We start from the raw sequence: 26,168 nt of genomic DNA, 5'->3' as shown, positions 1-26,168 counted from the left end.
CGCCGGGGGACTGGGTCGCTCCGGAACTCACCGGCACGTCAGTGGTGGTGAGGGCGACGGACACGGAGACGACGACTGGATCGGAACTAGTCCTTATGTTAAGGGGCGGGTTCAAGCAGCTGACTTGAACCCGCCCTGAGAGTTGTTCCGATCAGCAGAGTGAGGCATCCAGGGGGTCCTGCAGCCGCGCGGGTCCCACCGCCTGAAGAGCTTCCCCCAGGTCGACACTGCCGTCGTAGAGCGCGCGGCCCACGATCACTCCCTCCACCCCCAGCGGGGCGAGGCTGAGCAGGGCCAGCAGGTCGGTGACCGAGCCCACGCCGCCGGAGGCGATCACCGGCAGGGAGGTGGCTTCGGCCATGGACCTCAGGGCCTCCAGGTTGGGCCCGGCCAGGGTGCCGTCGGTGGCGATGTCGGTGCTGATGATCGCCGCCACGCCGCTGCCCTCGAAGCTGGCGGCCAGCTCGGTGGCCTGGGTGCGGCTGTCCTCGATCCAGCCGCGGGTGGCCACCAGGCCGTTGCGCGCATCGATGCCCACCACGATGCGGCCGGGATGGCGGGCTGCCAGCTGCCGCACCAGATCCGGCTGCTCGATCGCCACGGTGCCGAGGATGACCCGATCGAGGCCGCAGGCCAGCAGGTCGTCGGCCCGCTCCGCCGTGCGCACGCCGCCCCCCAGCTGCACGGGGATCGTCAGGGAGGCGGTGATGGCACGCACCACGGCATCGTTGATGGGCTGACCGCTGCGGGCCCCGTCGAGGTCGACCAGATGCAGCCGTTCGGCCCCCTGCTCCTGCCAGGAGAGGGCCTGGGCCACCGGATCGTCGCTGAAGCGGGTGACCCGGTCGTAATCGCCCTGGTGCAGGCGCACGCACTGCCCGTCGAGCAGGTCGATGGCCGGGATGATCTGCATGGCGGCGACGGGGGACTGGCGCTGGGGCGTGTCCCATCTTCCCTGGCCGCTGTCCGGGATCGTCTCCGGCTCAGGCTCGGATGGTGGCAGCCTCTGCCAGCCCGGAAGCCAGTGCCGGCGGTCGCGCAGCCGCTGCAACGGCACCACCAGCCGAAACGATGGATCCAGCAGGGCCGAGAGCTCGATCGCCCGCCCACGGCCGTGCCCCCGCAGTCCCAGCAGGCGGAAATGACGATGACCACCGCTCTCACAGAGGCTGGCGGTCTGTGCGGTCCAGTGGGGCGGCAGGCGTGGCTGACTTCCGCTCACAACGCCGGTGCGAGGAGCGTCAGTCCATAGGGAGCGTCATCGGCGGGCTCGAGGATTCCCAGCTCCTCACGCCAGCTCTGAACCGGACGCTCCCAGCCCTCCTCCCAGCGCACCGCCGCCAGACAGGAGGCCCTGGCCCAGGCGATGGCCATCGCCTGGGCCAGGGCCGCGCTGAGTTGCTCGAAGTCGAGCTGAACGGGGCGTTGCGTGCTCTGCTGGCGGAAGCTGCTCAGCTGGGCGGCGCTGTTGAGCAGCACGTAGGCGGGGAAGCCGATCTGGTTGGCGGTGATCATCAGCACACCGTTCTCGCCCACGGTCCCTGTGCCGAAACCCGTCACCACGTGGTGAATGTCGTGGGTGGTGGCGATCCGCTGGGTCAGCCAGCGCGCCTCGGTGTCGATCGGGCGGGGCCGGAAGAAGTCGGGGTCATAGTTGAGCTCGCGGATCAGCTGGCCGTATCCGTGGCCGAGGCTGCCTGCCGGCATCTGGATCATGCGCTCGATGTCCGGCTGCAGGGGCGGGTAGCGCTGATCCATCATCTCGGCACCGCCCGGCACGGAGCGGAAACGGCGCACGCAGGCGTCCATCTGCGGGCTTTCGAGCATGTTGTCGACGAGATCGGCCACCGAGTGCAGATCGCCGCCGCTGCGACCGATGGCCGCCAGCAGCTTGAGGTTGTTCACGGAGCGCAGCAGCTCGGTCCAGCGGGGCATGGTCGGACGGGCGATCCTGCTGCGCAGCATCGCAGCGGCCGCCGCCCCGGCCGCTTGAATGGCGCCCTCTCCGCTGAATGGCCGTGCAGATCCTGGTGATGGGTGGAACCCGTTTCATCGGCAAGCCCCTGGTGGCTCAGCTGCTTGCCGCCGGGCACGAGCTCACCCTCTTCACCCGCGGCCGCCAGCCCCTGCCCGAGGGCGTGGAGCATCTCTCGGGCGACCGCAGCGACCCCGCCGCCCTGGAGCCGCTGCGCGGTCGCGCCTTCGATGTGATCATCGATTCCAGCGGCCGCAGTGGAGCCGACAGCCAGGCGGTGGTGGAGCGCACGGGAGCGCCCAGCCACCGCTTCGTGTATGTGAGTTCCGCCGGGGTCTACGCCGACAGCGAGCTCTGGCCCCTGGATGAGAACGCCGCCACCGACCCCGCCAGCCGCCACGCCGGCAAGCTGGACACCGAATCCTGGCTGCGGCAGCAGGCGATTCCCTTCACCAGCTTCCGTCCCACGTACATCTACGGACCCGGCAACTACAACCCGGTGGAGAGCTGGTTCTTCGACCGGATCGTGCATGGCCGGCCCGTGCCCCTGCCGGGCGATGGAACCACGATCACCCAGTTGGGCCATGTCAGTGACCTGGCCACGGCGATGGCCCGCTGCCTGGATGTGGAGGCCGCGGCCAACCGCATCTACAACTGCAGTGGAGCCAAGGGCGTCACCTTCCGTGGCCTGGTGGCCGCGGCGGCAAGGGCCTGCGGTGTCGAACCTGAGGCCGTGGAGATCCGCAGTTTCGATCCCTCCGGGCTCGACAAGAAAGCCCGCAAGGCCTTTCCCCTGCGTCTGGCCCATTTCCTCACCGACATCCACAGGGTGCAGCGGGAGCTGGCCTGGTCGCCCGCCTTCGATCTCGACGCCGGCCTGGCCGACAGCTACAGCAACGATTACGCCCTGCGCGGGGCCACCACCCCCGACTTCAGCTCCGATCAGGCCCTGCTGGCCGGCTGAGGCCCGCCCGCAGATAGCTGGCGCCCGAACTGAGCGCCAGCAGCAGCGAGGGCCAGAACAGCCACCAGCCCAGGCTGCGCAGGCCGCTGGCCAGGGGCCAGGTGAGCGGCCAGAGCAGCAGCAGCAGGGCCGTGAACTGGAGCACGGTCTTCGCCTTGCCGGCGGCTGAGGCCGGAGCGCCGCTGGCCTGGCCGGCCCGCCAGCCGGAGATCAGCAGCTCCCTGGCCAGCAGCAGCCAGACAGCCCAGAGGGGCAGGGTCCCCTCCCGCGCCAGCCAGAGCAGAGGGGCGCTGATCAGGATCTTGTCGGTGAGCGGGTCGAGCCGTGCCCCCCAGACCGAGCCGCCGCCCGAGCGTCGGGCCAGCCAGCCGTCGGCCCAGTCGCTGAAGCCGGCCAGCAGCAGCAGCGCCCAGCCAAGCCCGGCCTGACCGGCGCCGAGAGCCAGAAGCAGGGGCAGCCCCAGGAAGGCCCGGGCCACGGTGAGGGCGTCGGCCAGGCGGCGAGCCCGTGGCACGGCAGACCGCCCTCCAGACGATTCAGAGGCGGAAGGGGTCATCGCAGCGGAGCCTTGGCGGGCCCCCACGCTGGCCTAGAACCCTTGCAGACGCTCTGCACCGATGACCCCCGACACCCCAGGAACCGTACGGGTGGCCGACGTGATGTCCACACCCGTCCTGTCGGTGACTCCGACCACGCCGCTGCAGGAGGCGGTGAAGCTGATGAGTGACCATCACATCAGCGGCCTCCCCGTGCTGGATGAGGAGGGGGCGCTGATCGCTGAACTGAGCGAGCAGGATCTGATGGTGCGGGAGAGCGGCTTCGATGCAGGCCCCTACGTGATGCTGCTCGATGCCGTCATCTACCTGCGCAACCCACTCGACTGGGACAAGCAGGTGCACCAGGTGCTCGGCAACACGGTGGGCGATGTGATGAGCCGCCATCCCCACAGCTGCAGCTCCGACGTGTCGCTGGCGGCCGCCGCCAAGCTGCTGCACGACCGCTCCACCCAGCGGCTGTTCGTGCGTGACGGCGAGACGGTGGTGGGGGTGCTCACCCGCGGCGACGTCGTGCGCGCGCTGGCGGCCGAGGGCTGAGGTCCTGCCAGGGCACGATCGCCCCGTCAGCCACCAGCCAGACCTGCTCGCGGGGATCGCAGGGGTGTCCGCCGGTGAGTTGCCCGAAGGAGGGCAGCACCAGCCGCCCGCGTTCGGCGTCGTAGCTGAAGCAGGGCAGGCGCAATCGGTCGCTGCGGTCACCGATCAGCGCCACAGGGTGCAGGTGGCCGCAGACATGCAGCAGATCGCCGGACCCCGGCGGAGGCTGATCTTCGGGGCCATGGCTGAGCCAGAGACCCCCCCGGGCGGTGGCTGGTTCCTGGGGCAGGTCCTCGATCCAGCTGCCCCGTTCGTGGTTGCCGCCGATCAGCCTCAGGGGGCAGCCCAGCAGCTGGGGCAGGGCCCTGAGCTTCTGGCGCAGCTCGGCGGTGAGGCCGATCCGGCTGTGGATCAGATCGCCCAGCACCAGCACCTCCTGGGGGCGCCAGCGGTGGGCCAGGGCCAGCAGAGCGTTGAGGGTGCCCGCATCCCCGTCACTGGGCAGGGCGATGCCGTGGCTCTGGAAAGTCTCGGCCTTGCCCAGGTGCAGGTCGGCCAGCAGCAGCAGCTCCTGCCGGGGATCCCAGAGGGCCTTGGCTGCCAGCAGCTCCAGCCGCTGCCCCCGCCAGTGGAAGGGGGCCCGATCGAGGGGTTGATCCGCCATCGCCGCGTCCGCTCAGGCCGTGGCCATCGCCGCCTGGTAGGCGGGCCGGGCGCGGGTGGTCGCGATCGTGGCCTGAACCGCCGGGTACGGACTCAGATCCAGTTGGGGGAAAAAGACCGGCAGGTACGCCAGGTGGGCGTTCACGGCGCAGTCGGCCACCCCCCAGGCCTCACCGATCAGGGGGCTCCCTTTGGCCAGGAGTTGGTCGAGAGCGGCCATCAGCCGCGGAAACTCCCGCTCCCGGGCCGACTCCACGAACAGGGCCGTGGCCAGGGTGGCGTTGGCGAACAGCACCCACTGCTCGGCCAGGGCCCGTTGCTCGGGGCTGGTGAACTCCTGTCCGTAGCGATCGGCCAGGTAGAGCAGGATTGCGCCGCTCTCGAACAGGTGCAGGGGTCCGCCCGCAGGGGCGTGGGCGCTGGAGTCCTCCAGGGCCGGCACCTTGCCGAAGGGATTGAGGGCCAGGAAGGCCTCCTGCCGGTGCTCTCCAGCCTCCATGTCGAGCAGGCGCCAGGTGTAGGGAATCCCCTTCTCGGCCAGATACCAGCGCGGCATCGAGGCCCGCGAGCGGGCTCCGCCATACAGAGTCAGGGTCATGGGATGGGTGCGGTGTGAGTCCTCGCCGCAGAATGGAGCCTCATCAGCAGGACGCGCCAGTGGCCGACAGCCTGCTCCGTCTGGCGCCCCATCTGGTGGGCCGTGCCCGCCGCGGCATCGTCGGCGACAGCCGTTACGCCCACACCCTGAGAGAAGCCGTGCGGACGGCCTCCCAGGATCCGCGCGGCGGGCCGCTGCTGATCAGCGGCGAACCGGGGCTGGAGAAGGACAACATCGCCGCCCTGATCCATTTCGGCTCCCCCGCCCGGCGGCAGCTGATGGTTCGGCTCGACGGCGCGCTGCTGCGGGGCGACGGCGCCGAGCTCTTCGGTGCCGCCGGCCGTGGCGGTGAGGGATCCATTCTCGAGAACCACGAGGTGGGCGCCCTGCTGATCGACAAGCTCGATCGGGTCGATCCCCAGTTGCTGCCCGCCCTGCTGGAACTGGCCAGCAGCGGCCGCTGGCAGGCCCCGGATCCAGTCGATCCCCCCCACCACTTCCCCGGCCGGGTGTTCTTCACCACCGAGGCGGTGGTTCCCGGCTTCGAGCGCGTCTGCACGCTGATCCGGGTGCCGCCGCTACGGGTCCGGCGCCAGGATCTGGGCGACTGGCTGCGCTACGACCTGCGTCTCAAGAGCCGGGCTCTCGGCTGGCCTGTGGTGCCGGTGGTCGGCACCGAGCTGATCCGGCGCCTGCAGACCCGTGACTTCCCCGGCAACGTGCGCGAGCTCGAGGACCTGGTGGAGCGGGCTCTGCGCCAGCTGCCGGTTCCAGCCGAAGGCGAGCCGCCGCCGGAGCTTCCGGAAGAGGTCTTCTGGCCCCCCTCCCGTCAGATCCGCCCGCGCTTCGACCTGTGGCGCTGGAAGCCGTCCCTGCGTCTGCGGATGCGCTCGCCACGGCTGTGGAACGCCCTGCTCTTCGGCCTCGTGAGCTGGGTGTTCGTCCTGGTGAACCTCTGGCTGTGGCTGGGTCCCCAGGACCGTGCCCACAACGGAGCACTGAACCTGTTCTGGGCCTGGTGGTGGCCCCTGATCCTGCTGGGCTATCCCCTGGTGGGCCGCCTCTGGTGCTCCTTCTGCCCGTTCATGGTCTGGGGTGAGATCAGCCAGAAGCTGGCCGCTGCCCTGGGCTGGCAGCCCTCCCGCTGGCCGAGGGGGGAGACCGACCGCTGGGCCGCGCCGGCGCTGGCCGCCGGCTTCGCCGCGATCCTGCTCTGGGAGGAGCTGGCGGATCTGGAGAACAGCGCCCGCCTGAGCAGTTGTCTGCTGCTGCTGATCACCGCCGGGGCCGTGATCGGTTCCCTGCGCTTCGAAAAGCGCTTCTGGTGCCGCTACCTCTGCCCGGTGGGGGGGATGAACGGCCTGTTCGCCAAGCTCTCGGTCCTGGAGCTGCGCGCCCAGGTGGGCACCTGCAGTGGCAGCTGCAGCACCTACGCCTGCTTCAAGGGCGGTCCCGCCGATGGGGAAGGCCTGGCCACAGCCGGCTGCCCGCTCGGCACCCACCCGGCCCACCTCGAGGACAATCGCAACTGCGTGCTCTGCCTCACCTGCGCCCAGGCCTGCCCGCACCGTTCGGTGCAACTGAGCCTGCGGCCCCCCGCCGCCGATCTGCAGCGGGAGATGGCCCCACCCGACGGTGAGGCAGGGCTGATCCTGGTGCTGGCCGGCGGCGTCTGCCTGAAATTCTGGGACCGCCTGCTGGGGTGGCTGCCCCTGGCTCCCGAGAGTCTGCAGGAGGGGCCGCTGCTGCCGCGTCTGGCCTTCGCGGCCCTGGCCCTGGCGCTGCCCTCGGCCCTGGCCCTGGTCGCGCTTCGTCTTGGAAGTCCGCGGCGCCTGCGTCTCGGGCTTTATGGCCTGCTGCCCCTGCTCTGGGCCCTGCTGCTGGCGCGGCATCTGCCGGTGGGGATGGCGGAAGCGGGCCGGCTGTTGCCGGTCACCTTCCAGCTGCCGCTGCCCAGCTGGAGCGCCGATCACCACGTGATCGCCTTCTGCCAGAGCCTGGTGCTGTTGCTGGGGGCCGGCGGGTCGCTGCTGCTGCTGCGCCGCCTGCTGCTGAACAGCTGGGCGGCCCTGGCGTGGGCCAGCTCCGCGGCCCTGGCGCTGGGGGCAGGGGGGCGCTGGCTGGTGGCGGGTTAAGCAGGACGAGACGGCAGGATCCGCCTCGCCTTCACTGCAGCGCGCAGAGGCGCCGGATGTCGGAACTGCTGTAGAGGCTTCGGGTGTCCCCCGGGGTGGCCACCGCGAAGTTGTGCACTTTGGTGAGCAGGTTGGCGGCACCGAGGCGGTTGGCGATCTCCACCCGCTCCAGGCCGTGGCTGCTCCGCCAGAGGCGGCAGTCGTGGCGGGTGTCATGGCTGGTGTCGGACGCCCGGACCCCGCCCGGGCTGGCCAGAAGTGCGGTGATCACCAGGGCAGGCCCAAGGCAGCGGTGGCTCATCGCGACAACATCCAGCGGTGTCCAGTCTCCAACCGGATGTGTTCCCCTTGCTACACCAAAGGCGAGGCGCTCCGCCAGGATTCCCATATGCATGGAGAGCTCTGGTGACTCGACGACGCCTCCAGCGCCAGCTTCCGGGCGAAACACGCCACTGGCTCGAGTGCCGCCTGCACGCCCTCGAGAGCCGTGAACGCTTCGAGGACGCCTACGCCCTGCGCATGGAAATGGCCGAGTGGCTGCTGGAGGGTGGCCACGATCAACCGGTGAGCAATCTCACCGTCGCGCGCCTGCTGCGGGATGGAACGGTGGTGGCGGATTCCCTGCTCAGCGACCCGACATAATCACGCCAGAAGGCAACTCCCCATGACCATCGCCCTGCTGATTGCCCTGGTGGGCTCCCTGGTGCTGATGAACTGGATCGTCAAGAGGCTCAGCAAGGCCTGAGTCCGGTCGGCAGCAACCCCTCCGGTACTCCCGCCTCAGGCCAGCGAGCGACCCCGCCAGGTCCAGCCCCGGCCGGTGCTGGTTTTCCAGATCGACACCGGAGCAATCGCGGCGATCACCACACCACCCAGCCAGGCCAGCCACCAGTGGCGCAGCCCCAGTCCGAAACGCCAGCGGCTCCAGAGCCTGACCGCCAGTTGCAGAGCCACTCCCGTCAGGGCCGGCGTGAGCAGTGACGGCCAGTCGGACGGCTGCTGAATCAGCTGCAGACACGCCAGCGGCAGCAGCAGCCAGGGACCGCTGAACAGGCCGAACACCACGGCACCACTGGCCAGGGTGAGCAGAGGGTTGCGGTTCAGGCCCAGATGCCAGTTCTTGGTCCAGCCCTCCCAGAGCGCCTTGAAATCGGGGTACATGCGCAGCTCCAGCAGGTCGATGCCGAGCAGGTAACGCAGGCGGAATCCCCGCTGCTTGATCGCCCGCGCCAGGGCCAGATCCTCCACCACCTCCGCCGCCAGAGCCCGGTGCCCGCCGATGGCCTCGTAGCTGGAGCGACGAAACAGCATGAACGGGCCTGCAGCGAAGGCGGTGGGGTCGCCGGGATCGTTGGCGCGGGCGATCGGAAAGCCCAGACCCAGCAGCGCCACCACGATCGGCTGCACCACCCACTCGGCCAGGCAGCCGCAGCGGATCCGTGGCGCGAGGGTGAGCAGATCGGCCCCGCTGCGGCGGGCCTCGGCCACGGCGCTGGTGAGGGCCGCCGGCGCCACGGTCACATCGGCATCCACGAACAGCAGCCACTCCGTCGGGGGTGGGCCCGCTTCGGGAGTGGGGGGATGGGGCAGCCGTCGTACCGCTTCACTGCACGGCCAGGTCTTGCCATTCCAGCGCTCGCCCGCTGGACGGGGCCCGCAGCGCATCACCTCCAGGGGCGGCGATGGGAACGTTCCGGCCGCGATGAGTGCGTCCAACCCCTCGGCGGTGCCGTCGCTGGAGTCATCGTCAGCCACGATCAGGCGCCAGCTCAGACCCTGCAGGTCGCTCGCCAGCAACGCGCCCACGCAGTCGTTGATCCTGGTCGCCTCGTTGTAGGCCGGCACGATCACGCTGAGGAAATCGCCGCCGCCGGCCTCAGCGGCGCCCGTGGAGGGGCTCGCGGGGGTGAGTTCCGTGGCCCCCAGGCGCGGTGCACGCCCCATGGTGAACTCCAGCGCCAGCAGCAGCACCAGCAGAGCGAAGGCCGCCAGCCAACCCGCCGCCTGGAGCAGCTGAAGGGTGATCACCATGGTCATCGGGTCCAGCCCAGGGCGCCCACTCTCGCCGCTGGGGCCGAGCCGGCTGGGATCAGGGGCCCTTGCCGGCGTTCTGGATGACGGCCCTTCCCTGCGGAGAGAGAGCGAAGCCGAGGAAGGCCTTCACGGCCTCCGAGGCGGGCTCGCGATAGACGTAGAACAACTGGCGCTGGAAGGGGTAGGACTCCGCTTCCGGGGTGGCTCCATCGATGGCGAGCACCCGCACCGTCTGTTGGTCGGCCACCTGGGCGTAGGTGGCATAGCCGATCCCATCACGGCCGAGCAGGCGCAGCATCGGCGTGGTGGCGTCGCGCTCGAGTGTGGTGATGTTCGGGCTGCTGCCGAAGGGCTGGCCGTCAAGCACGATCTTGCGGAACGCGGCATGGGTGCCGCTGACGCTGGGGCGGTTGAGGACCCGGATCGGACGATCGCTGCCCCCCAGGGTGCTCCAGCTGGTGATCTCACCCCTGAAGATCTGGACCGTCTGGCTGCGGGAAAGGCCGCGGCGGAAGGGGTTGTCGAGGCCCACCACCAGGGCGATCCGGTCGCTGGCCACGGGTACGGCCACCAGGCCGAGGCCCTGCTCCTCAGTGGTGAGTGGTCGGGAGATCGCCGCGAGGCTGATGCTGCCCCCCAGCAGGGCCTGGATGCCGTTGTCGGTGCCCACCGCCGCTGTGCTCACCTCCGTCCCGGGGAAGGCGGCCATGAAGCCCTGCTTGAGGGCCTCATTGATCAGGACCATGCTGGTGGAGCCGTCGATGCTGATGGCGGTGCCCGCGGCCACGTTCGCGGGCGGTGGAAAAGCCGCCGCCGTCGGCCCCTGGCCCGGAAGTCCGGGGATGCCCGGCGGGGCCTGGGGGAGGCTGGGCAGCCTGGGGCTGGTGCCCAGCAGGCCGCCGACCTGGTCCCTCCAGGTCCAGAGGGCACCGGCCCCGACCAGGGCCAGCAGGATGAACACGATCGGCGGCGGGCCGCTGCGCTGGCCTGTGGAGTTCCGGACGTTCATGGCTGCTGAGGTTTCGGCTGAGTCGCGGCTTCAAGGGCCTGGAGTCGCTGGGCCACCTCGGCATCGAGCGAGAGCTGCTCGAGATCCGCCGTCAACTTCTCCTGGGGGTTCTCGGAGAGTTCCGCCAGGGCGGTGCTGCGCAGGTGGCGGCCTTCCACGGCACTGCGGGCGGCCTCGAAGGACGAGCGGGCCGAGCCGATGTCGAACTCGTTGTTGACCTGGGCGATCGATTCGAGCGCTGCGTTCACCTCCGCCAGATCCTTCATGTTCTGCATGTCGCTCTTGTAGCGCTCGAGCTTGAGGCGCTCCCGGTTCAGCTTGTCCTTGGACGCGGTCACGAAAGCCTCGGCCTGCTGCACCTGCTGCTCCAGCGCCGGCAGCAGCTTCTCGATCTGAATGGCACGACCCATCGCCAGCTTCGCTCCGTCCTCCTGACCGGTCTTCTGCGCCAGCAGGGCCTGCTGCTCGAAGTTGCCCAGCTCGATGGTCTTCTCCTGGTACTTCTTCTTGGCCCGCTCGTAGGCGCCCACCTGCATGGCCACGGCCTTCGCCAGCTTCTGCACCGATTCCTGCATCGACTGCAGCGATTCCTCGGCCACCGCGACGGCCACCTTGCCGCCGGATTCCACCGGCAGGCCCCACAGCCAGCGCCAGCTCCCCACCACCACCCGTCCGGCCCGATCGCCCATCAACCAGTAGATGAATGACTTCACAGCAGGCCTGTGTGCGATGGAGTGATCGCGCTCAGGCTAGGGATGGCGCCCGATCTTCTCCAGCTGCCCAGGGGGAACGTCAGCAGCGTTCATTGAACGGAGACCGTCAACCGTCGTCTTCGGCTGTTCTGGCCTCAGCCACCAGCCGCTGCACCCGCTCCAGCACCGACTCGCTGCTCATGCGGTTGTTGAGGCGTTCCACCAGCAGGGGGAAGGCGAAGGGTCCCGGTCGTGGAGTGCGTTCCAGCAGGCGCTGGGCGCGGCTGAGTCGCTCCAGGGCCTGGCGCAGGCGGCCCAGTTCCAGCTGCTCATCCATCACCTCGCGGCGGGCCTGCTCCAGCAGGCGGTTGCCGGGTTCATGGCGGCTGAAGACATCGAAGAGCAGGGCGGCGCTGATCTGCAGCTGGCTGCCGCTCTTCTTCTGCCCCGGGAAGCCGTTCACCACCAGGCCGGCAATCTGGGCGATCGACCGGAAGCGTCGGCGGCAGAGCTCGGAGAGGTTGATCGAGGCCTCCAGGTCCGCTTCGAGGTCCGTCTGGTCGAGCAGCGCCTCGCTCCAGGCCTCGTAGAGCGCTTCGAAGGGATAGCCGCGGGGGGCCAGCAGCTCGAAGCCGTAATCGTTCACCGACACCGTGATCGTCGCCGACTGAATCCGGGTGAGCCGCCCGGCCCAGAGGAAGCCCAGCCCTTCGTGCACGAAGCGTCCCTCGAAGGGGTAGGCGAACAGGTGGCTGCCCTCGCGGCTGCGGGTCACCTCCACCAGGAACTGATCCTCCCGGGGCAGGCGCGAGAGGAGGGCCTGACGGCGCAGCAGCGGCTCGAGAGCCCGCAGTTCGGCCGTGTCGAGCTGCTGATCGGCGCCTCCGCCTGCCGCGGCTGCCGCCGGATCGCCGGCCTGGATCGCACCGGCACAGCGGTGCACCTCGCGGCGCAGATGCACGCTGAGCAGATCGGAGAGGGCCATCTGACCCCCGGCCCAGGCGGGCACCATGCGGCTCTTGCGGGTGCTGGCCTTCACCAGGGCGGTCATGTCCCGCAGCCGCACGAACTCCAGCTGCCGCCCGGCGAAGAAGAACACATCACCGGGTCTCAGCCGTGACACGAACCCCTCCTCCACATGGCCGAGGGTGGCGCCGCGCACCACCTTGACGCTGATGGAGCTGCTGGAGGTGATCGTGCCGATTCCCAGCCGGTGCAGGCGGGCGATGGCGGGATCCCTGACCTTGTAGAGAAAAGACGCCTTCGGCGTGGATGTTGCTGCCGCGCACGGATCGCGTTCCAGCTTGCGGAAGCGGGGGTAGGCGCCGAGGCAGTCGCCGCCGTGCTCCAGGAAGCGCAGGCACCACTGCCAGCTGGCCCCATCGAGGTGGCGGTAGCTCCAGCTGCTGCGCACCCGCTCCAGCTCCAGATCCGGATCGAAACCCGGGCCGCAGGCCAGGCTGGTGAGGTGCTGCAGCAGCACGTCCAGTGGCGCCGCCGGCGGCCGGCGGGTTTCCACCAGCCCTTCCTCCAGCCCCCGCCGCATCGCCGACACCTCCAGCAGCTCCAGCGCATTGGTGGGCATGAACAGCACCTGGGAGGTACCGCCGGGGGTGTGGGCTGAGCGGCCGGCCCGCTGCAGCAGCCGCGCCAGGTTCTTGGCACTGCCGATCTGCACCACCCGCTCCACCGGCTGGAAGTCGACCCCCAGATCCAGGGCGCTGGTGCAGACCACCCAGCGCACGTCACCCGCCTTCACGCCCGCCTCGATCGCCTCGCGCTCGGCCCTGTCGATCGAGCCGTGGTGCAGGGCCAGGGCCCCCTCCATCTCCGGGCAGGCGTAGCGGAGGCATTGATGCCAGCGCTCCGACTGATTGCGCGTGTTGGTGAAGATCAGCGTGGAGATGGCTGGATCGAGGGCCGCCACCAGCTCCTCGTACATGCGCAGGCCCAGGTGACCGCCCCAGGGAAAGCCATCGATCGACTCCGGCAGCAGGCTGCGGATCTCCGTGCCCCGTCGCACCCGCGCCCGCACCAGCAGGGGGTCCTCTGTCGCCCCAACCCCCACCGCTGCCCGGGCGGCCTCCTCCAGATTGCCGATGGTGGCGCTGATCGCCCAGGTGCGCAGGCCGGGGCGATGGCCCCGCAGCCAGCTCAGGGCCAGCTCCGTCTGGCTGCCGCGCTTGCTGCCCATCAGCTCGTGCCATTCATCCAGCACCACCGCGTCGAGGCCCGCGAACAGCTGCGGAGCCGCCCGGTTCGCCAGCAGCACCGAGAGCGATTCCGGCGTGGTGATCAGGATCTGGGGCGGCTGCCTGAGCTGACGGCTGCGTTCGCTGCTGGCGGTGTCGCCGTTGCGGATGCCCAGCGTCAGCGGCCAGCCCATGGTCTCGATCGGCTCGCGGATTGCCAGGGCCAGATCGCGGCTGAGGGCACGCAGGGGTGTGAGATAGAGCAGGCGCAGGCCCGGTTCTGGATTCGCCAGCATCGCGGCGATCGGTCCCATCACCGCCGCATAGGTCTTGCCGGCGCCGGTGGGCACCTGGATCAGCCCGTTCCGCCCGCGCAGGTAGGCCTTCCAGCACTGGCGCTGAAAGGGAAGAGGCCGCCAGCCCTTGCGGCGGAACCAGGCCTCGATCGGCTCGAGGGCAACGGGCTGCGTGGCCAAGGCAGGGGGGTCCGGATCAGGTGGTGAGGATGCCCACCACCACCGCGGCGATGGCCAGGATCACGGCCCCCAGCACCACGCCGGCCGCCACGTTGCCCTTGCGGATCTCGGAGCGGTAGTCGATCGGGGAGAGCTTGTCGAACAGCAGCAGGCCCGCATAGATGAGGATGACCCCGACGACGGTCCACCCGACCGTCAGCAGGAGCTGGAGCAGGGGTTTGACCATGGCGGCATCCCGAAGCGCCCTTCAGGCTAAGGAGCGGTCCGGTGCCGGGCCCGCTTCGGCCTCTGTGCGGCGCTGGCCCCTGCTGCTCTGGCTGTTGCCCCTCATCCCTCTGCTGGTCCTGCTGATCTCTATGCTGGAGCGGCCCCAGCGCCAGCAGATCGCGGTGGTGCCGGAGGAGTCGAGCACCAGCGAACCCCTGCGCCTGGACTCGGGCTGGTTCGGCAGCCCGCTGATCCAGCTGCGGGCCGAGCTGCCCGTGAACAGCTCGATGGGGCTGGGGGTGGAGCTGCTCGACGCCGGCGGCGCCACCGTGCTGGAGCTGGCGAAGGATGGCTGGCGCGAGTCCGGCACCTGGTCGGAGGGGGGGGAGAGCGGCCGCTGGGAGGAGAGCGACGACGGGCTGCGGCTGTCGCTGCGGCCGCCGGGTTCGGGGTTGTACCGGCTGCGGCTCACGCTCGAGGATCTGCTCGACACGGCCGGCAGGCCCCTGGAGAGCCCCCTGCTGCTGCGGCTGGAGGTGCGCAACCACAGCGTCGACGCCCCGCTGCTCTGGTTCACCGCCCTGGTGACGCTGCTGATGGCGGGGATCGCCATGAGCTCCATCTATCGCAACTGGCGCCTGCGCAAGGTGCTGCGCCTGGAGGACAACCGTGTGCATCTGCGCTGCCGTCTTGGAGGAGCTGGCCTGGTGCGTGTCGAGGTGCGGGCCCGCTATGAGCGTCCCTCCAGCGACGCCGGTCCCCACTCCCCCCGGTTGCAGGCGGAGCTGCAGCTGGAGGTGAGCGATGCCCTCGGCCGCTCGCGCCTGGACTTCAAGCGGGTCTTGCCGGTGGCGGCCCACTCCAGCGACGGTGACCACTGGCTGACGGTGGAGGAGGTGCTCCATCTCAGGGTGGAGGAGCCCGCCAGCCTGGGGTTGCGGCTGACGCTGCCTGAAACCATCGCCGATGGTGGTGAGCCCTGGGAGATCGAGTGGATGCGGCTGGTGCTGGAGGACGGCGTGCTCAGTCCCCACCCGGTGGCTGTGCTGACGCTGGAGGCCTGAGATGGCCCTCGAGCGCACGTTGATCCTGGTGCTCACTCTCTCGGCGGTGACGGTGGGCACGGTCACCGCGGTCAGCCGGCCCTTCCTGTTCCGACTGGGGCAGGAGGGGGTGCCGTCCGGATCCAGTGGGGTGAGTTACCGCGGCAGCTACCGGGGCGGCGTCTGGGTGCCCCGAAGCGGTCGCTCCAGCTGGCCTGGATTCCAGGGGCGGGGCCCCGGGACGGCCAAGTAGCCATGCCGCCCCTCTCGCCGCTGCAGGTGCGGGTGCTGCTGGCCACCGCCGCGCTCTCCTCAAGCGTGGGGCTGGTGCTGGAGCTGATGCTTGTCACCCAGGCGAGCTATCTGCTTGGCGATGTGGCCCTGGCCACGGGGATGGTGATCGGCACCTTCCTGGCGGCCATGGGGCTGGGGGCCTGGCTGAGTCAGTTCGTCGGCGGTGGTGTGCGGCCCCAGCAGCGGCTCCTGAACGCGTTTCTGCTGGTGGAGCTCTGCCTCTCTCCACTCTGCCTGCTGGGGCCGCTGGCGCTGTTCGCTCTGTTCAGTGTCGATGGCCCGCTCTGGCTGGCCCTGGTGGTGGTGACCGTGCTGGTGGGGGTGCTGGGGGGCATGGAGGTGCCCCTGCTCACCCGGTTGCTGGAGAGCCAGCAGCACCTGCGCCAAGCCCTGGCCCGGGTGCTGGCCCTGGATTACCTCGGAGCCCTGCTGGGGTCCCTGCTGTTTCCGCTGCTGCTGCTGCCGTGGTTCGGCCTGCTGCCCACCGCTGGTCTGCTGGCGATGATGCCCCTGATCAGCAGCGCGGTGCTGTGCTGGGTGTTTCCCGGTTGCCGCCGCTGGCGCTGGCCGGTGAGCGCGGCCCTTCCCCTGGCCGCTCTGGCGGCCTGGGCGCTGGTGCCCCTCGGCAACCGGATCGAGGATGGCCTCTACGACGATCCGGTGGTGGGGCGGGTGCAGTCGCGCCATCAGCGCATCGTGCTCACCAGCCGCCGCGGCGATCTGCGGCTGTTCCTCGATGGGAACCTGCAGTTCTCGAGCCTGGATGAATACCGCTACCACGAGGCGCTGGTGCATCCGGCCCTGGCCCTGCACGGGCGGCCTGAGCGGGTGCTGCTGCTGGGGGCGGGCGATGGCCTGGCGGCACGGGAGATCCTGCGCTGGCCGGGGGTGCGCCGTCTCGATCTGGTGGAGCTGGATCTGCAGATGCTGCAGCTGGCCAGGGCCCATCCCGTCCTGCGGCGCCTGAACAAGGCCAGCCTTGACGACCCGCGGGTCAGGACGCACGTCGGGGATGCCTTCGAGCTGGTGCGTCGTCTGCCGGGCCCCTACGACGTGGTGATCGCCGATTTCCCGGATCCTGAGAGCCCGGCTCTGGCAAGGCTCTACAGCGTCACGTTCTATGGGCGCCTGCTGGGGCGGCTGGCGCCCGGCGGCCTGCTGGTGACGCAGGCCTCAACACCGTTCTTCACCCCCAAGGTGATGGCCTCGATCCAGGCCACCCTGGCCGAACTGGGCCTGGTGGCGCGGCCCTACAGCGTCGATGTGCCCAGTTTCGGGCCCTGGGGGTTCGTGCTGGCCCACCGCCGGGGCCAGCGCCTCCAGGCCGGTGCCCTGCCCTTCGAGGGCCGCTGGTTCGATCGGGCCCAGCTGGAGCGGCTGTTCCTGCTGCCCCGGGATCTGCGCCCGCCACGCGATGCGCTCGTGCTGCCCAACCGTCTGTCGCGGCCGGTGCTGGATGGCTACCAGCGCCAGTCCCTCTGGCGGCAGGACTGAGTCCCGCCCGGCCCCGCTCGATAGGCTGAACCTCTCCGGACGACGGGCTCCGGGCCGAAGCCGTGCCCATGGGCGTCTGGGTTCTGCTGGTGCTGCTGCTGGTGGCGGCGTGGGTCCTGCGCGAGCGGCAGAAGCGACGCCGGCCCCCGGCGGCCCTGCCCCAGGAGCGCACGCTCTTCGACCTGCGCACAGGTGACATCGTCCAGGCCGAAGGCCGCGACTGGGTCGTGGAAGACCGCCTGCTCTACGACGAGGAGGGTTTTCAGTGGCTCGAGTATCTGGTGCGCGATGGCAGCGAGGGCCGCTGGCTCTGCGTCTGTGAAGACGACTGGCTGGAGGTGAGCTGGCTGGAGCGGGGCCCGGATGAGCTGGCCCGCCAGCTGGATCGTCAGCCCCTGCCCTTCCCGGCGACGATCACCTGGGAGGGGGTCACCTACCGGCTCAGGGAACAGGGCCGCGCGGCGGTGAGCTCCACCTCCCGCACCATGAACCGGCGGCTGAGCGGCTGCCGCTTCGGCGATTACGAGGGACCCGAGGGCCTGGTGCTGTCCCTGGAGCGCTGGGATGGGGGCAGCCCGGGATCCCGCCCCCCGGCCCCTGGCTCTGAGCTCGAGCCCGCGGAGGCGGAGGCGGAAGTGACCCTTGGCCGTCAGCTGGATCCCGCGTCCCTGGTGCTGCTGCCGGGGGATGGTCGTTCGGTGTACAGGACCCTCAGCCCGGGGGGCTGATCCCCTCCAGCAGCCTGAGGGCCGTGGCGAGGCTGTCGGCTTCCGCCGCCGGTTTGTCGCGGCGCCAGCGGGCGATGCGCGGGAAGCGCACCGCCAGGCCGCTCTTGTGACGTTTCGAGGGTTGCAGCCCTTCGAAGGCCAGCTCGAACACCTGCAGGGGTTCCACTGCCCGCACCGGACCGAAGCGCTCGGTGGTGTGGCGGCGGATCCAGCGGTCGAGCTCGGCGATCTCGGCATCATCGAGTCCTGAGTAGGCCTTGGCGAAGGTCATCAGCTGGGGTTCCGCGCCGGCTGATCCCGGTGGGCGGCTCCAGATCCCGAAGGTGTAATCGGTGTGGAGGTTGGCGCGGCGGCCGCTGCCGGCCTGGGCGTAGAGCAGCACCGCATCGAGGTGGAGCGGTTCGAGCTTGTGCTTCCACCAGTCGCCCCGGCGGCGGCCGGCCCTGTAGGGGGACTCCAGCCGTTTGAGCATCAGTCCCTCGGCCCCCACCTCGCGGGCGCGACCGCGCTGCCGCTCCAGCTCCTCCCAGCTGGTCATGGGTACGGCCGCCGAGCCGCGCAGGCGCTGCCGCTCGGGGTGATCGCCCCCGGCCACGACAGCACACAGCTCCGCCAGGCGCTCCAGCCGCTGGCGCAGCGGTTCGTCGCGCCGGTCGGCGCCACCCGATTCGAGCAGGTCGTAGGCCACGAAGGCCATCGGGCACTGGCGGCGCAGGGCCGCTCCCACGCTCCTGCGCCCCAGCCGTCGCTGCAGGGCCGCGAAGCCCTCGGGTCGCTTCTCGCCGGGGTTCCAGACGATCACTTCGCCGTCGAGGACGGTGCCCTCCGGCAGGGCCTCCCCCAGGCTCACCAGTTCGGGAAAACTCTCGTTCACCAGCTCCTCGCCGCGGCTCCAGAGAAAGCTGCCGCCGGCGCGGCGGATCAGCTGGCCGCGGATGCCGTCCCACTTCCACTCCGCCCGCCAGTGGCTGGGATCCCAGCTCTCCAGCTGGGCCGGATCGAGAGGGCTGGCCAGGAAGAACGGGAAGGGGCGGCTCGCCGGCGCCGCCGCCCCTGCCGCCGCAGGGGCGAGCAGGTTGCGGAAGGCGTCGGCCGTCGGCTCGAAGCCCCCCATCAGCCGCTGGGCGATTTCGGCCTCCTCGAGCCCCGCCACCCGCGCCAGGGCCCGGGTGACCAGCCCCGTGGAGACCCCCACCCGCAGGCCCCCGGTGAGCAGCTTGTTGAACAGGAACGCCTGGCCTGCGGGAAGGGAGGCCCAGGCCTCCAGCACGGCCCGGGCCTGGGCGGCAGGCTCCAGCGCCGCGATCGCCGGCAGCCGCTCACCCATCCATTCCGCCAGGGGCCGCTCGATCAGCTCCGCCTCAGGCAGCGTCAGCTGCGGCAGCAACAGGGCGATCGTTTCGGCGCTGTCGCCCACCTGGGCATGGCAGTCATCGAACAGCCATTCCGGCAGGGCCGAGGCGGCCAGGGCGATCTCCCGAAGCCGCCGGCCGGTGATCAGCCGCCTGCGCCGCTTGCCCAGCAGCAGGGAGAGCGCCCAGGCCCCGTCGGCGGGATCGACCGCGCGCAGATAGGCCTCCAGGGCCGACACCCGGGCCGTCGTGCCGGGGCTGCGATCGAGCTGCTCATAGAGGGCGCAGAAGTCGCGCATGGAGGGCGGCCCTGGCGGATCGGCCTCCACCCTGGCGAGTGCCGTGACCGATCGCCCGGCCTGGCCGGCCGCACGGGAGGATGGCGATCGGGGTCCTGCGGCTGAAGCGCCTACCCACCCGGCGCTTCCGCCCGCCCTGCAGCCTCCGGTGCCAAGGCCCGATGAAGTTCAAGGACTACTACGAGACCCTCGGCATCGAGCGGGGAGCGAGCGACGAGGAGATCAAGAAGGCCTACCGGCGCCTGGCCCGCCAGCACCACCCCGACATTTCCAAGGAGCCGGGGGCCGAGGATCGCTTCAAGGAGATCAGCGAGGCCTACGAGACCCTCTCCGATCCGGAGAAGCGCCAGGCCTATGACGGCCTGGGCCGCCATCGACCCGGCGAGGAGTTCCGGCCACCACCGGAGTGGGACACCCGTTTCTGGCAGGGCCAGGCCCACCAGGAGGTGGATCTCTCGGAGCTGTTCGAGCAGATGGGATTCCGCACCTCACAGCGGCGAGGCCAGGCGGGAGGCGCGGAGTTCCCGATCCGCGGTCAGGACGTGGAGGCCGTGGCCCGGCTGAGCCTCGACGAGGTTGCCCATGGCACCCAGGTGACCCTGGAGGGGCCGGGCGGGACCGTGCGCATCCGTGTTCCGATGGGCGTGACCGACGGCGAGCGGCTGCGCATTCCAGGACGCGGCGGCCCCGGCCGCGGTGGGGGCCCTGACGGGGATGTGTACCTCCACATCCAGCTGCTGCCGCACCCGCTGTTCCGGCCTGTGGGTCATGACCTCTACCTGGAGCTACCGGTGACCCCCTGGGAGGCGGCTCTCGGCGCCGAGATCGAGCTGCCCACCCTTGATGGCCGCGTGCGGGTGACGGTGAAGCCAGGCGCGCAGGCCGGTCAGAAGCTCCGGCTGGCCGGCAAGGGGCTGCCGAAGCGGGGCGGAGGAGCCGGAGATCTTTATGGCGTGCTGCAGCTCGTGATGCCCAGGGAGATCAGCGAGCGCGAACAGGAGCTCTATCGTGAACTGGCGACGGCGTCCTCCTTCCAGCCCCGTCCACAGTTCACCGGAGGGACGACCGATGGCTGACGATCTCCTGATCCCCGTGGACGCCGACACTCCTGTGGGATCGGCCGAGCTGCTGGCGGCCTCGGGACTGGCCCACGAGGAGCTGGTGGAGCTGGTGGAGTTCGGCGTGTTCGAAACCAGGGAAGGTGCCACGGGCTGGAGCTTCCAGGCCCAGACGGTCCACCAGGCGCGGCGGGCGGTGAAGCTGCGGGACACCTTCGGACTCAACCCCCCCGGCATGGCCCTGGCCCTCACCTACCTGGAGAAGATCGAGGCTCTGGAGCGACGGCTGCGGGAACTAGAGTGTCTGTTGCCCCGATGAGGCCTGGGCGGCCGTAGCCATGGAGGCTTCAGAACTCTCCACCACCGGATCGCTGATCACCCGGCACCTGAGCGTGCATCGGGTCAGTGATCTCGCTCTCTACGAGGAGCATTCGGCCATCATCCAGCGGCTCTGCGCCGAGCTGGGATTCAAGGAACCAGCCACAGCGATGGCCTGGGTGTTCGATCAACTGGAGCAGTCGAAAGATCTGCAGAAGGCCATCTTCGATCTGCTCAACGACTGACCCTTGGCCATCAGGTCGCCGTGCGCTCGTCACCTGGTTGCCGATCGTGGTCTGGGCCTGGGGCTGCACAACCGAGCCCTGTCGGGCTCTGTCCCGGAGCCGCTGGTGGCTCACCACGGCGTCACGGTCACCTGTCTGGTGGCGCTTCCGCACGATCCTCGAGCAGGTGGGGGACTTCCGTGACCGCTCCATGCCCTGGGTCCTCGTCCTGGGGCTGACGGCGGCCCTGACCCCGAGCGCCTCCCACAGCGCCGACGGCCTCAACTCGGCAGCTGAGCATGGCGGCCTGAGCTTCGGGGTCTGTGGTTCCTCCATGTGGCTCTGCCGATCGACCTGGCGCTGCTGCTGGGCTGGAATGGTTCAGGCCGACGCCACGGGGGAGTCAGGCCGCCTGTAGATCTGGCTCCAGCCCTTCGAGGGGGAGCAGGACCCTCACCGCCATGCTGCTGCGCCGTCTCGGGATGCTGTTGAGGCTGCTCCTGCTGTTATTGCCCGTGGCCGCCCTGAAGGTGCTGGCCATCTCCCAGGGTTGGGAGGTGCTGCGGGTGACACCCCTGTTCGCCGGTCTGGTCACCTCCAATGTGTTCCTGATCGGCTTCCTCTTCAATGGCGTGCTCGCCGATTACAAGGAGAGCGAAAAATGTCCGGCCCTGCTGTCCCTGTCACTGCTCAATCTGGATGCGGAGCTGCAGTCGTTGAGCTGGGCACAGCCGGAGGCCGACGTCACCCTGCTGCAGCGTGGATTGAGAGAGGTGGGGGGTGCCTTCCTGGAGTGGTTCCATGGCACCGTCACCACAGCCGATCTGCATGAACGGCTGGATGGGCTGAACCGGGAGCTTGCCGGTCTGCGGCGATGGTGTGAAGCACCGTTGATGGCGCGGTTGCTGCAGGAGGTGGCCAGCCTGCGCGGGCAACTGCTGCGCATGGAAACGATCCGCAACGTTCCTTTCGTCCCCACGGTGTACCTGCTCTCGGTGCTGAGCACGAGCTTTCTGTGCACCGGGCTGGCGCTGATCCGCATGAAGGACCTGCTGGAGATTGTGTTCTATCTCGGAGTGATCGCTTTTCTGATGGTGTTCGTCTTGCTGATGATCTGGGATCTCGATAATCCCTTCGGTCACGGTGATTCATTCTCTTGCGAGAATGTCAGCCTCAGTTCCCTCCATGAGGCGATGGCTCGGCTGAATCAGCCGAGCACGTCAGGATCCGGACTGGATGGATCGTCGACACTCAGAACTGATAGCGCATGATCGCCGCCAGGCTGGCCTCACCAGGGATGTCGGCCTTGCGCACACCCATCACTTTGGCACCCATCACCAGGGCACGGCTGGCGATTTCATCGACGATGCCATAGCTCTCGGCGCTGGGGCCATCGGCGAAGGTCACTGTTCCCTCGTCGTCGATCGTGCCCGGGGTCACATCGTCGATGTCGATCAGCAGCAGTTGAATGGCGCCGTAGGTGGCCGCACGGGCTGCCTGGGCCAGATCGGATGTGGTCCGACCCTGACTGGCGCGCAGGGTGAACAGGGACCGGATCTCCGCCAGTTCATCCCGGAACAGCTCATCCAGGATGGCGCGTGCACTTGCGGCCAGATCGGCATCGCTCTGCGTTTCTGGATTCTGCGGGATTGCAGTCCGTGCGAGGTGTGGATACGACTGAACTTCGCGGTAGATAGACTGCATCGGTTCGCTGGCCGCCAGGATCAGCGGCGTCTCCCGGCCCACCAGCAGCAGCCGCAGCGCCTGATCGATCTTGCGGGCGTACTGGGCCTGACGCACCTTCATGCCCTCGGAGCCCTGGAGGCGACCGCTGGGCGAGCGGTCCTTGATGGACGCTTTCCTGGCCGAACTGGCCACATCCTTCGGCATGCCGTTCAACCTGATCTCGACGGCCGGCAGGTCGGCGGAGACCGCCACCAGGCGCACACTGTTCTGCGCCAGGGCCAGGACGTAGGCGGACTGGGGCACAGTGACCGTCCGCAGCAGAGGCTGGACGTGGAAGCGGTCGCTGACCTGAACGGCCGGCTTGAGGTGGTTGGGCAGGCGGAAGCTGCGCAGGCCTTCCGGCGAAACAAAGACGGCAAGACTGTTGGCCTGGACGTCCCAGAAATCATCATCATCGATGAGGTCGTGGAGCAGCTCCTCAATCGCCAGAACCTCACGCTTGTCGTGGCTGGCGAGCTGCTCGATGGCCTCGCCGGCAAGGTTTTTCAGGGCGATGCGGTCGGCATGGGCCTCCTGGGTCAGTGGCGTGGTCGGCAGAACCAGGCTGACGCGTGCTGCGCCGTGATCGAGCATCAGTGCTTCGATCTCGGCGCGGGTGGGGATGTCGACGTGCAGCATGGAAAGGAGAAGCCGGGAAGGTAGTCGTTCAATGAATCTACAGGCCAACAAACCTTAAATCATCCCAAACGAATTCTGCTGGCAATGAGATAAGCGTTTGTAACGCATCATGCTGACATTCTTGAGTTGAGAGGGAGTGTGATGGCTCGCCTCTCCTCTGCTCAGGATTCAGCAGGCCAAGCAGCTTTTTGATCCCGGAATCCGGGCTTTCGCTGTCCAGCACGTTGCAGAAGGGGGCCTCTCCGGCGGAGAAGGGACGCGGTCATCACCGATGGGCTGGATGGAGACGCCCGCCACCGCCCACGGCCTCCTGAGCCAGGGTCCACCAGCGCTCCACCACCTCCGGACTGCCGTACCAGCAGGGCCCGAAGGCTCCGCCGTGGGCCACCCCCGGCAACACCAGCGGGGTGGAGCCCTCCAGCAGGGCGGAGGCCACAGGCACCAGGCCGTCGCCATGGTCGTTGGCCTCTCCGGTGCTGTTGCGGTAGGCCGTGGGTGCCAGGCGCCGGGCCATGGGGGAGGCGCACTCCAGATCCAGATCGCCCACCACCGACACGTAGCTCACCCGATCGGCGAAGGGCGTTCCCGGCAGCCGCCGTTGCACCATCCGGCGCAGCACCGTGGCCTTCAGCGCCGTGTGCGGGCTGCCGAGCATCACCAGGGTGTCGGCCAGCGCCTTGCCGTCGTAGCGGCGGTTCTGGAATGGCGCATCGTCCAGGAACAGCCGCAGCATGATGCCGCCGGAGCTGTGGCCGATCAGGGTCACCCGGCCGGTGGGAGAGTGCGCGGCCAGCTCGGCCACGGTCGTGGCCACCCGATCCAGGATCCGAGCCCAGGCGAAGGCGAACACGGTGAGCAGCCATTCGGCCCTGCCCACCGGCACCAGCGTCACCGGCTGTCCGCTCAGCTGCCCGAGCCGGGCCACCATCGGGGCGTAGGCCTCGGGGCTGATCAGGAAGCCACCGAGGATCACGATCGGTTGTCGGGGCATCGGGCGGAGCTCAGTGGGTCGCCAGGTCGTCCTGGAAGGCTTCGGCTGGGTCTCTGGCCATCGTCGCCTGATGGCCGTGGCCCCGTGCCGGGGGGGTCTGGTTCAACAGGGCCAGAACCTGCTCGTCCCGAAGCTGATCGAAGTGCTCGTACCACAGACCCACAGCCTGGAGATCGTCCACGGGGGCCAGGGCCATCAGGTGATCCACCAGCTGGCTCAGCTCGGTGGCGACGCCGCGATCGACCACCGGCACCGCCAGCTCCAGCGAGGCTGGCTCCAGCTTGCGCAGGGAGAGCAGGGCGGCCTTCATGGTCATGCCGGTGGCGATGCCGTCGTCCACCACGATCAGATGACGCCCCCGCAGCTGCTCGCCCGGCGGGTCTCCGAAGAGCTCCTGCCGGCGTCTCAGTTCCTTCTCCTGAGCCCGCAGCCAGCCGTGCATGGTCGCGGTGGTCGCCCGAAGGAGTGCGCCCTCCCCGTTGCGCCAGACCACCACCCCTCCGGCGGCCACCGCACCGATCGCCAGCTCCGGCCAGGCCGGATCGGCGACCTTGCGCACCGACCAGGTCGCCAGGGGGAGCCCCAGGCGAGAGGCCATCGCCGCCGCCACCGGGACACCCCCCCTCGGCAGCGCCAGCAGGGTGGTGTCGTGAGCGCGGCCCTGGCGATCAGCGAAGGCGTCCACCAGAGCGAGACCCGCCTGGTGGCGGTCGGTCCAGAGAGGAGGTCGAACAGCCATGACGTGAGGAGGCGTGAGGAATCGGGAGGCCTTCAGGTCCTGCCCCCGCTCAGGTGCCTGAGAAACCAGGTGCGGGCCAGGTGAGCGGCCTGCTCCAGGGTTCCGGGCTCCTCGAACAGGTGGCTGGCTCCCGGCACCACCTGGAGGGCATGGGGGGCGGTCAGCCGTGCGGCGGCCTGCCGATTGAGCTGGAGCACCTCGTCGTCCCATCCACCGACGATGAACAACGTGGGGCTGCCCACCCGTGGAAGGGCCTCCGCAGCGAGGTCCGGACGGCCACCGCGGGACACCACGGCGGCCACCGGCTCCGGGCGTGCCGCCGCCGCGGTGATGGCGGCGGCGGCGCCGGTGCTGGCGCCGAACAGTCCGATCGGCAGGCCGCCCAGCTCCGGCTGGCGGCCTGCCCAGTCGATCGCCCCGATCAGGCGCCGGCTGAGCAGGGGAATGTCGAAGCGCAACGACCGGTCCAGGTCATCGATGCGCTCCTCGGCGGTGGTGAGCAGATCGAACAGCAGGGTGGCCAGCCCGCCCTCCACGAGCACCCTCGCCACGTAGCGGTTGCGGCGGCTGAAGCGACTGCTGCCGCTGCCATGGGCGAACAGCACCAGCCCGGCTGACGGATCCGGAAGCGTCAGACTGCCGGCCAGCTCCACCCCCGCCGACTGGACGATGACCTCTCGTTCACTGACGGTGGAACGGCTCACAGCCTGGCCCTGAGTCATCCTTGTCCTAGCCACGGGAGGGCGGGGGCGCTGCAAGGATCCTTCCGAGGCCGCGGCCGGCGAAGACCATCGTGGATACGGTTCAGGAAGATCACTCCGATCCCCCATCCTTCCGGTGCCTGCCATGACCTGGACGCCCGCACAACCCCGCGACGATGAGCTGGACGCCTCCGAATCAGCCGATCGCACACTCCAGGACCTGAGAGAGGAACTCACCGGTGAACCCTCGCCGGCGGGAGTTGCCGAGGAGGAGGAACTCAAGGAACTGACCGAGGCTGAACTCGAGGGCGCAGCCGGGGTCGAGTCCCCTCCGGGTCGCATCGACTGAGTGGCCCCGTTCCTGTCCCCGGTGCACGGCAATCAGCGATCGGATCCACGTCTGGTGCCAGGCCCAGTGCCTTGCCCAGCCCATCGTCTCGAGGGCAGTGAGATCGGGACAACTCTGACCATGCCGATGCACGTGGTTTCTTCATGGCGCTGCGCTGCGGTAGATCCATGGGGCG

30 protein-coding genes and 1 pseudogene are annotated in these 26,168 nt (G+C 69.5%); 14 read left to right on the top strand and 17 right to left on the bottom strand.

Going from position 1 to position 26,168, the window contains the following annotated elements; all coding sequences use genetic code 11:
* Positions 1-151: 151 nt before the first annotated feature.
* The 3 genes and pseudogenes from hisA to I1E95_RS01685 all read right to left on the bottom strand — a co-directional run bounded on the left by hisA (position 152) and on the right by I1E95_RS01685 (position 1,935).
* Positions 152-913: a 1-(5-phosphoribosyl)-5-[(5-phosphoribosylamino)methylideneamino]imidazole-4-carboxamide isomerase gene (gene hisA, locus I1E95_RS01690; RefSeq protein WP_231595017.1), complete on the bottom strand. Its 762-nt coding sequence runs from the start codon at positions 911-913 to the stop codon at positions 152-154.
* Positions 914-1,066: 153 nt separating this feature from the next.
* Positions 1,067-1,222, bottom strand: a pseudogene (locus tag I1E95_RS16690) (hypothetical protein); the annotation flags it as partial.
* A complete protein-coding gene (locus I1E95_RS01685; protein ID WP_197166957.1) occupies positions 1,219-1,935 on the bottom strand; it encodes a Coq4 family protein in 717 nt (238 codons plus the stop codon). The gene I1E95_RS01685 and the pseudogene I1E95_RS16690, both read right to left, overlap by 4 nt.
* 83 nt (positions 1,936-2,018) lie before the next feature.
* Here I1E95_RS01685 and I1E95_RS01680 point away from each other — a divergent pair, with 83 nt between their 5' ends.
* Positions 2,019-2,939 (top strand): NAD-dependent epimerase/dehydratase family protein, encoded by a 921-nt coding sequence (locus I1E95_RS01680; protein WP_197166955.1) that lies wholly within the window; start codon positions 2,019-2,021, stop codon positions 2,937-2,939.
* Here I1E95_RS01680 and I1E95_RS01675 read toward each other — a convergent pair.
* The gene (locus I1E95_RS01675; RefSeq protein WP_197164843.1) at positions 2,908-3,495 is read right to left on the bottom strand and encodes a CDP-alcohol phosphatidyltransferase family protein; all 588 of its coding nucleotides are present in this window, start codon (positions 3,493-3,495) and stop codon (positions 2,908-2,910) included. The two genes, I1E95_RS01680 and I1E95_RS01675, sit on opposite strands and share 32 nt — an antisense overlap.
* Positions 3,496-3,598: 103 nt before the next feature.
* Here I1E95_RS01675 and I1E95_RS01670 point away from each other — a divergent pair, with 103 nt between their 5' ends.
* Complete coding sequence (locus I1E95_RS01670) at positions 3,599-4,033, top strand: CBS domain-containing protein (RefSeq protein ID WP_197166953.1); 435 nt, start codon at positions 3,599-3,601, stop codon at positions 4,031-4,033.
* On the opposite strand, the gene pdeM is transcribed toward I1E95_RS01670, so the two are convergent.
* Both pdeM and I1E95_RS01660 read right to left on the bottom strand, forming a co-directional pair.
* On the bottom strand, positions 3,990-4,697 hold the full coding sequence (gene pdeM, locus I1E95_RS01665) for a ligase-associated DNA damage response endonuclease PdeM (RefSeq protein ID WP_197164834.1): 708 nt from the start codon (positions 4,695-4,697) through the stop codon (positions 3,990-3,992). The genes I1E95_RS01670 and pdeM overlap by 44 nt on opposite strands.
* A gap of 12 nt (positions 4,698-4,709) precedes the next feature.
* Positions 4,710-5,294, bottom strand: coding sequence for a glutathione S-transferase family protein (locus I1E95_RS01660; protein ID WP_197164832.1), 585 nt, complete (start codon positions 5,292-5,294; stop codon positions 4,710-4,712).
* Between the two features lie 32 nt (positions 5,295-5,326).
* Here I1E95_RS01660 and I1E95_RS01655 point away from each other — a divergent pair, with 32 nt between their 5' ends.
* Positions 5,327-7,429, top strand: a complete 2,103-nt coding sequence (locus I1E95_RS01655; RefSeq protein WP_197164831.1) for a 4Fe-4S binding protein — start codon at positions 5,327-5,329, stop codon at positions 7,427-7,429.
* Between the two features lie 31 nt (positions 7,430-7,460).
* Here the strand turns inward: I1E95_RS01655 and I1E95_RS01650 are convergent, their stop codons facing one another.
* On the bottom strand, positions 7,461-7,730 hold the full coding sequence (locus tag I1E95_RS01650; protein ID WP_197164829.1) for a hypothetical protein: 270 nt from the start codon (positions 7,728-7,730) through the stop codon (positions 7,461-7,463).
* Between the two features lie 104 nt (positions 7,731-7,834).
* Here I1E95_RS01650 and I1E95_RS01645 point away from each other — a divergent pair, with 104 nt between their 5' ends.
* A complete protein-coding gene (locus I1E95_RS01645) occupies positions 7,835-8,071 on the top strand; it encodes a hypothetical protein (protein ID WP_197167590.1) in 237 nt (78 codons plus the stop codon).
* A 138-nt stretch (positions 8,072-8,209) separates the two neighbouring features.
* Here the strand turns inward: I1E95_RS01645 and I1E95_RS01640 are convergent, their stop codons facing one another.
* The 5 genes from I1E95_RS01640 to I1E95_RS01620 form a co-directional block, all read right to left on the bottom strand.
* Entirely contained in the window at positions 8,210-9,460 is a 1,251-nt protein-coding gene (locus I1E95_RS01640; protein ID WP_231594785.1) for a glycosyltransferase family 2 protein, read from the bottom strand.
* A gap of 58 nt (positions 9,461-9,518) precedes the next feature.
* Positions 9,519-10,472, bottom strand: a complete 954-nt coding sequence (locus I1E95_RS01635; RefSeq protein ID WP_197164826.1) for a phosphate ABC transporter substrate-binding protein — start codon at positions 10,470-10,472, stop codon at positions 9,519-9,521.
* Positions 10,469-11,185, bottom strand: coding sequence for a PspA/IM30 family protein (locus I1E95_RS01630; RefSeq protein WP_197164824.1), 717 nt, complete (start codon positions 11,183-11,185; stop codon positions 10,469-10,471). The genes I1E95_RS01635 and I1E95_RS01630 overlap by 4 nt, the downstream gene beginning before the upstream one ends.
* 106 nt (positions 11,186-11,291) lie before the next feature.
* On the bottom strand, positions 11,292-13,832 hold the full coding sequence (locus tag I1E95_RS01625) for a ligase-associated DNA damage response DEXH box helicase (RefSeq protein WP_197164822.1): 2,541 nt from the start codon (positions 13,830-13,832) through the stop codon (positions 11,292-11,294).
* Between the two features lie 16 nt (positions 13,833-13,848).
* On the bottom strand, positions 13,849-14,058 hold the full coding sequence (locus I1E95_RS01620) for a DUF350 domain-containing protein (RefSeq protein WP_197164820.1): 210 nt from the start codon (positions 14,056-14,058) through the stop codon (positions 13,849-13,851).
* Between I1E95_RS01620 and I1E95_RS01615 the strand changes: the two genes are divergently transcribed.
* The 4 genes from I1E95_RS01615 to I1E95_RS01600 all read left to right on the top strand — a co-directional run bounded on the left by I1E95_RS01615 (position 14,057) and on the right by I1E95_RS01600 (position 17,598).
* Entirely contained in the window at positions 14,057-15,103 is a 1,047-nt protein-coding gene (locus I1E95_RS01615) for a hypothetical protein (RefSeq protein ID WP_197164818.1), read from the top strand. The two genes, I1E95_RS01620 and I1E95_RS01615, sit on opposite strands and share 2 nt — an antisense overlap.
* Position 15,104: 1 nt before the next feature.
* A complete protein-coding gene (locus tag I1E95_RS01610; protein WP_197164816.1) occupies positions 15,105-15,335 on the top strand; it encodes a hypothetical protein in 231 nt (76 codons plus the stop codon).
* 2 nt (positions 15,336-15,337) lie between these two features.
* Entirely contained in the window at positions 15,338-16,870 is a 1,533-nt protein-coding gene (locus I1E95_RS01605) for a polyamine aminopropyltransferase (RefSeq protein WP_197164814.1), read from the top strand.
* A gap of 68 nt (positions 16,871-16,938) precedes the next feature.
* Positions 16,939-17,598: a DUF4178 domain-containing protein gene (locus tag I1E95_RS01600; RefSeq protein ID WP_197164800.1), complete on the top strand. Its 660-nt coding sequence runs from the start codon at positions 16,939-16,941 to the stop codon at positions 17,596-17,598.
* Here the strand turns inward: I1E95_RS01600 and I1E95_RS01595 are convergent.
* Positions 17,582-19,249 (bottom strand): ATP-dependent DNA ligase, encoded by a 1,668-nt coding sequence (locus tag I1E95_RS01595; RefSeq protein ID WP_197164798.1) that lies wholly within the window; start codon positions 19,247-19,249, stop codon positions 17,582-17,584. The genes I1E95_RS01600 and I1E95_RS01595 overlap by 17 nt on opposite strands.
* A gap of 161 nt (positions 19,250-19,410) precedes the next feature.
* Here I1E95_RS01595 and I1E95_RS01590 point away from each other — a divergent pair, with 161 nt between their 5' ends.
* The 5 genes from I1E95_RS01590 to I1E95_RS01570 are packed head-to-tail and all read left to right on the top strand — an operon-like array spanning position 19,411 to position 22,120.
* Positions 19,411-20,325 (top strand): DnaJ C-terminal domain-containing protein, encoded by a 915-nt coding sequence (locus I1E95_RS01590; protein WP_197164796.1) that lies wholly within the window; start codon positions 19,411-19,413, stop codon positions 20,323-20,325.
* Positions 20,318-20,626, top strand: a complete 309-nt coding sequence (locus I1E95_RS01585) for a chaperone modulator CbpM (RefSeq protein WP_197164788.1) — start codon at positions 20,318-20,320, stop codon at positions 20,624-20,626. Before I1E95_RS01590 ends, I1E95_RS01585 begins: the two co-directional genes overlap by 8 nt.
* A gap of 19 nt (positions 20,627-20,645) precedes the next feature.
* Positions 20,646-20,870: a hypothetical protein gene (locus I1E95_RS01580; protein ID WP_197164786.1), complete on the top strand. Its 225-nt coding sequence runs from the start codon at positions 20,646-20,648 to the stop codon at positions 20,868-20,870.
* Positions 20,871-20,907: 37 nt separating this feature from the next.
* Positions 20,908-21,267: a hypothetical protein gene (locus I1E95_RS01575; RefSeq protein WP_197164784.1), complete on the top strand. Its 360-nt coding sequence runs from the start codon at positions 20,908-20,910 to the stop codon at positions 21,265-21,267.
* Between the two features lie 43 nt (positions 21,268-21,310).
* Complete coding sequence (locus I1E95_RS01570; protein WP_197164783.1) at positions 21,311-22,120, top strand: hypothetical protein; 810 nt, start codon at positions 21,311-21,313, stop codon at positions 22,118-22,120.
* Here the strand turns inward: I1E95_RS01570 and I1E95_RS01565 are convergent.
* The 4 genes from I1E95_RS01565 to I1E95_RS01550 all read right to left on the bottom strand — a co-directional run bounded on the left by I1E95_RS01565 (position 22,101) and on the right by I1E95_RS01550 (position 25,647).
* Positions 22,101-23,213 (bottom strand): hypothetical protein, encoded by a 1,113-nt coding sequence (locus tag I1E95_RS01565; protein WP_197164781.1) that lies wholly within the window; start codon positions 23,211-23,213, stop codon positions 22,101-22,103. The two genes, I1E95_RS01570 and I1E95_RS01565, sit on opposite strands and share 20 nt — an antisense overlap.
* 265 nt (positions 23,214-23,478) lie before the next feature.
* The gene (locus I1E95_RS01560) at positions 23,479-24,204 is read right to left on the bottom strand and encodes a triacylglycerol lipase (protein WP_197164779.1); all 726 of its coding nucleotides are present in this window, start codon (positions 24,202-24,204) and stop codon (positions 23,479-23,481) included.
* Between the two features lie 10 nt (positions 24,205-24,214).
* Positions 24,215-24,943, bottom strand: a complete 729-nt coding sequence (locus tag I1E95_RS01555) for a phosphoribosyltransferase (protein WP_231594784.1) — start codon at positions 24,941-24,943, stop codon at positions 24,215-24,217.
* A gap of 32 nt (positions 24,944-24,975) precedes the next feature.
* Complete coding sequence (locus I1E95_RS01550) at positions 24,976-25,647, bottom strand: dienelactone hydrolase family protein (protein WP_231594783.1); 672 nt, start codon at positions 25,645-25,647, stop codon at positions 24,976-24,978.
* A gap of 142 nt (positions 25,648-25,789) precedes the next feature.
* Between I1E95_RS01550 and I1E95_RS01545 the strand changes: the two genes are divergently transcribed.
* Positions 25,790-25,993: a hypothetical protein gene (locus I1E95_RS01545; RefSeq protein ID WP_197164775.1), complete on the top strand. Its 204-nt coding sequence runs from the start codon at positions 25,790-25,792 to the stop codon at positions 25,991-25,993.
* Positions 25,994-26,168 lie beyond the last annotated feature (175 nt).

It is taken from the genome of Synechococcus sp. CBW1107, from assembly GCF_015841355.1.
Taxonomy (GTDB): domain Bacteria; phylum Cyanobacteriota; class Cyanobacteriia; order PCC-6307; family Cyanobiaceae; genus Regnicoccus_A.
The sequence above is the reverse complement of the archived record's forward strand: the minus strand, read 5'-3'. Positions and strand labels throughout refer to the sequence as shown.

Bases quoted from the DNA above. Each gene is read 5' to 3' on its own strand.
- I1E95_RS01570 (WP_197164783.1), top strand. From the start codon at position 21,311: ATGCTGCTGCGCCGTCTCGGGATGCTGTTGAGGCTGCTCCTGCTGTTA.
- I1E95_RS01655 (WP_197164831.1), top strand. From the start codon at position 5,327: ATGGAGCCTCATCAGCAGGACGCGCCAGTGGCCGACAGCCTGCTCCGT.
- I1E95_RS01685 (WP_197166957.1), bottom strand. From the start codon at position 1,935: ATGCCCCGCTGGACCGAGCTGCTGCGCTCCGTGAACAACCTCAAGCTG.
- I1E95_RS01595 (WP_197164798.1), bottom strand. From the start codon at position 19,249: ATGCGCGACTTCTGCGCCCTCTATGAGCAGCTCGATCGCAGCCCCGGC.
- I1E95_RS01590 (WP_197164796.1), top strand. From the start codon at position 19,411: ATGAAGTTCAAGGACTACTACGAGACCCTCGGCATCGAGCGGGGAGCG.
- I1E95_RS01650 (WP_197164829.1), bottom strand. From the start codon at position 7,730: ATGAGCCACCGCTGCCTTGGGCCTGCCCTGGTGATCACCGCACTTCTG.
- I1E95_RS01660 (WP_197164832.1), bottom strand. From the start codon at position 5,294: ATGACCCTGACTCTGTATGGCGGAGCCCGCTCGCGGGCCTCGATGCCG.
- hisA (WP_231595017.1), bottom strand. From the start codon at position 913: ATGCAGATCATCCCGGCCATCGACCTGCTCGACGGGCAGTGCGTGCGC.
- I1E95_RS01565 (WP_197164781.1), bottom strand. From the start codon at position 23,213: ATGCTGCACGTCGACATCCCCACCCGCGCCGAGATCGAAGCACTGATG.
- I1E95_RS01585 (WP_197164788.1), top strand. From the start codon at position 20,318: ATGGCTGACGATCTCCTGATCCCCGTGGACGCCGACACTCCTGTGGGA.
- I1E95_RS01560 (WP_197164779.1), bottom strand. From the start codon at position 24,204: ATGCCCCGACAACCGATCGTGATCCTCGGTGGCTTCCTGATCAGCCCC.
- I1E95_RS01555 (WP_231594784.1), bottom strand. From the start codon at position 24,943: ATGGCTGTTCGACCTCCTCTCTGGACCGACCGCCACCAGGCGGGTCTC.
- I1E95_RS01600 (WP_197164800.1), top strand. From the start codon at position 16,939: ATGGGCGTCTGGGTTCTGCTGGTGCTGCTGCTGGTGGCGGCGTGGGTC.
- pdeM (WP_197164834.1), bottom strand. From the start codon at position 4,697: ATGGCGGATCAACCCCTCGATCGGGCCCCCTTCCACTGGCGGGGGCAG.
- I1E95_RS01610 (WP_197164816.1), top strand. From the start codon at position 15,105: ATGGCCCTCGAGCGCACGTTGATCCTGGTGCTCACTCTCTCGGCGGTG.
- I1E95_RS01545 (WP_197164775.1), top strand. From the start codon at position 25,790: ATGACCTGGACGCCCGCACAACCCCGCGACGATGAGCTGGACGCCTCC.
- I1E95_RS01670 (WP_197166953.1), top strand. From the start codon at position 3,599: ATGTCCACACCCGTCCTGTCGGTGACTCCGACCACGCCGCTGCAGGAG.
- I1E95_RS01615 (WP_197164818.1), top strand. From the start codon at position 14,057: ATGGCGGCATCCCGAAGCGCCCTTCAGGCTAAGGAGCGGTCCGGTGCC.
- I1E95_RS01580 (WP_197164786.1), top strand. From the start codon at position 20,646: ATGGAGGCTTCAGAACTCTCCACCACCGGATCGCTGATCACCCGGCAC.
- I1E95_RS01635 (WP_197164826.1), bottom strand. From the start codon at position 10,472: ATGAACGTCCGGAACTCCACAGGCCAGCGCAGCGGCCCGCCGCCGATC.
- I1E95_RS01620 (WP_197164820.1), bottom strand. From the start codon at position 14,058: ATGGTCAAACCCCTGCTCCAGCTCCTGCTGACGGTCGGGTGGACCGTC.
- I1E95_RS01605 (WP_197164814.1), top strand. From the start codon at position 15,338: ATGCCGCCCCTCTCGCCGCTGCAGGTGCGGGTGCTGCTGGCCACCGCC.
- I1E95_RS01640 (WP_231594785.1), bottom strand. From the start codon at position 9,460: ATGGTGATCACCCTTCAGCTGCTCCAGGCGGCGGGTTGGCTGGCGGCC.
- I1E95_RS01675 (WP_197164843.1), bottom strand. From the start codon at position 3,495: ATGACCCCTTCCGCCTCTGAATCGTCTGGAGGGCGGTCTGCCGTGCCA.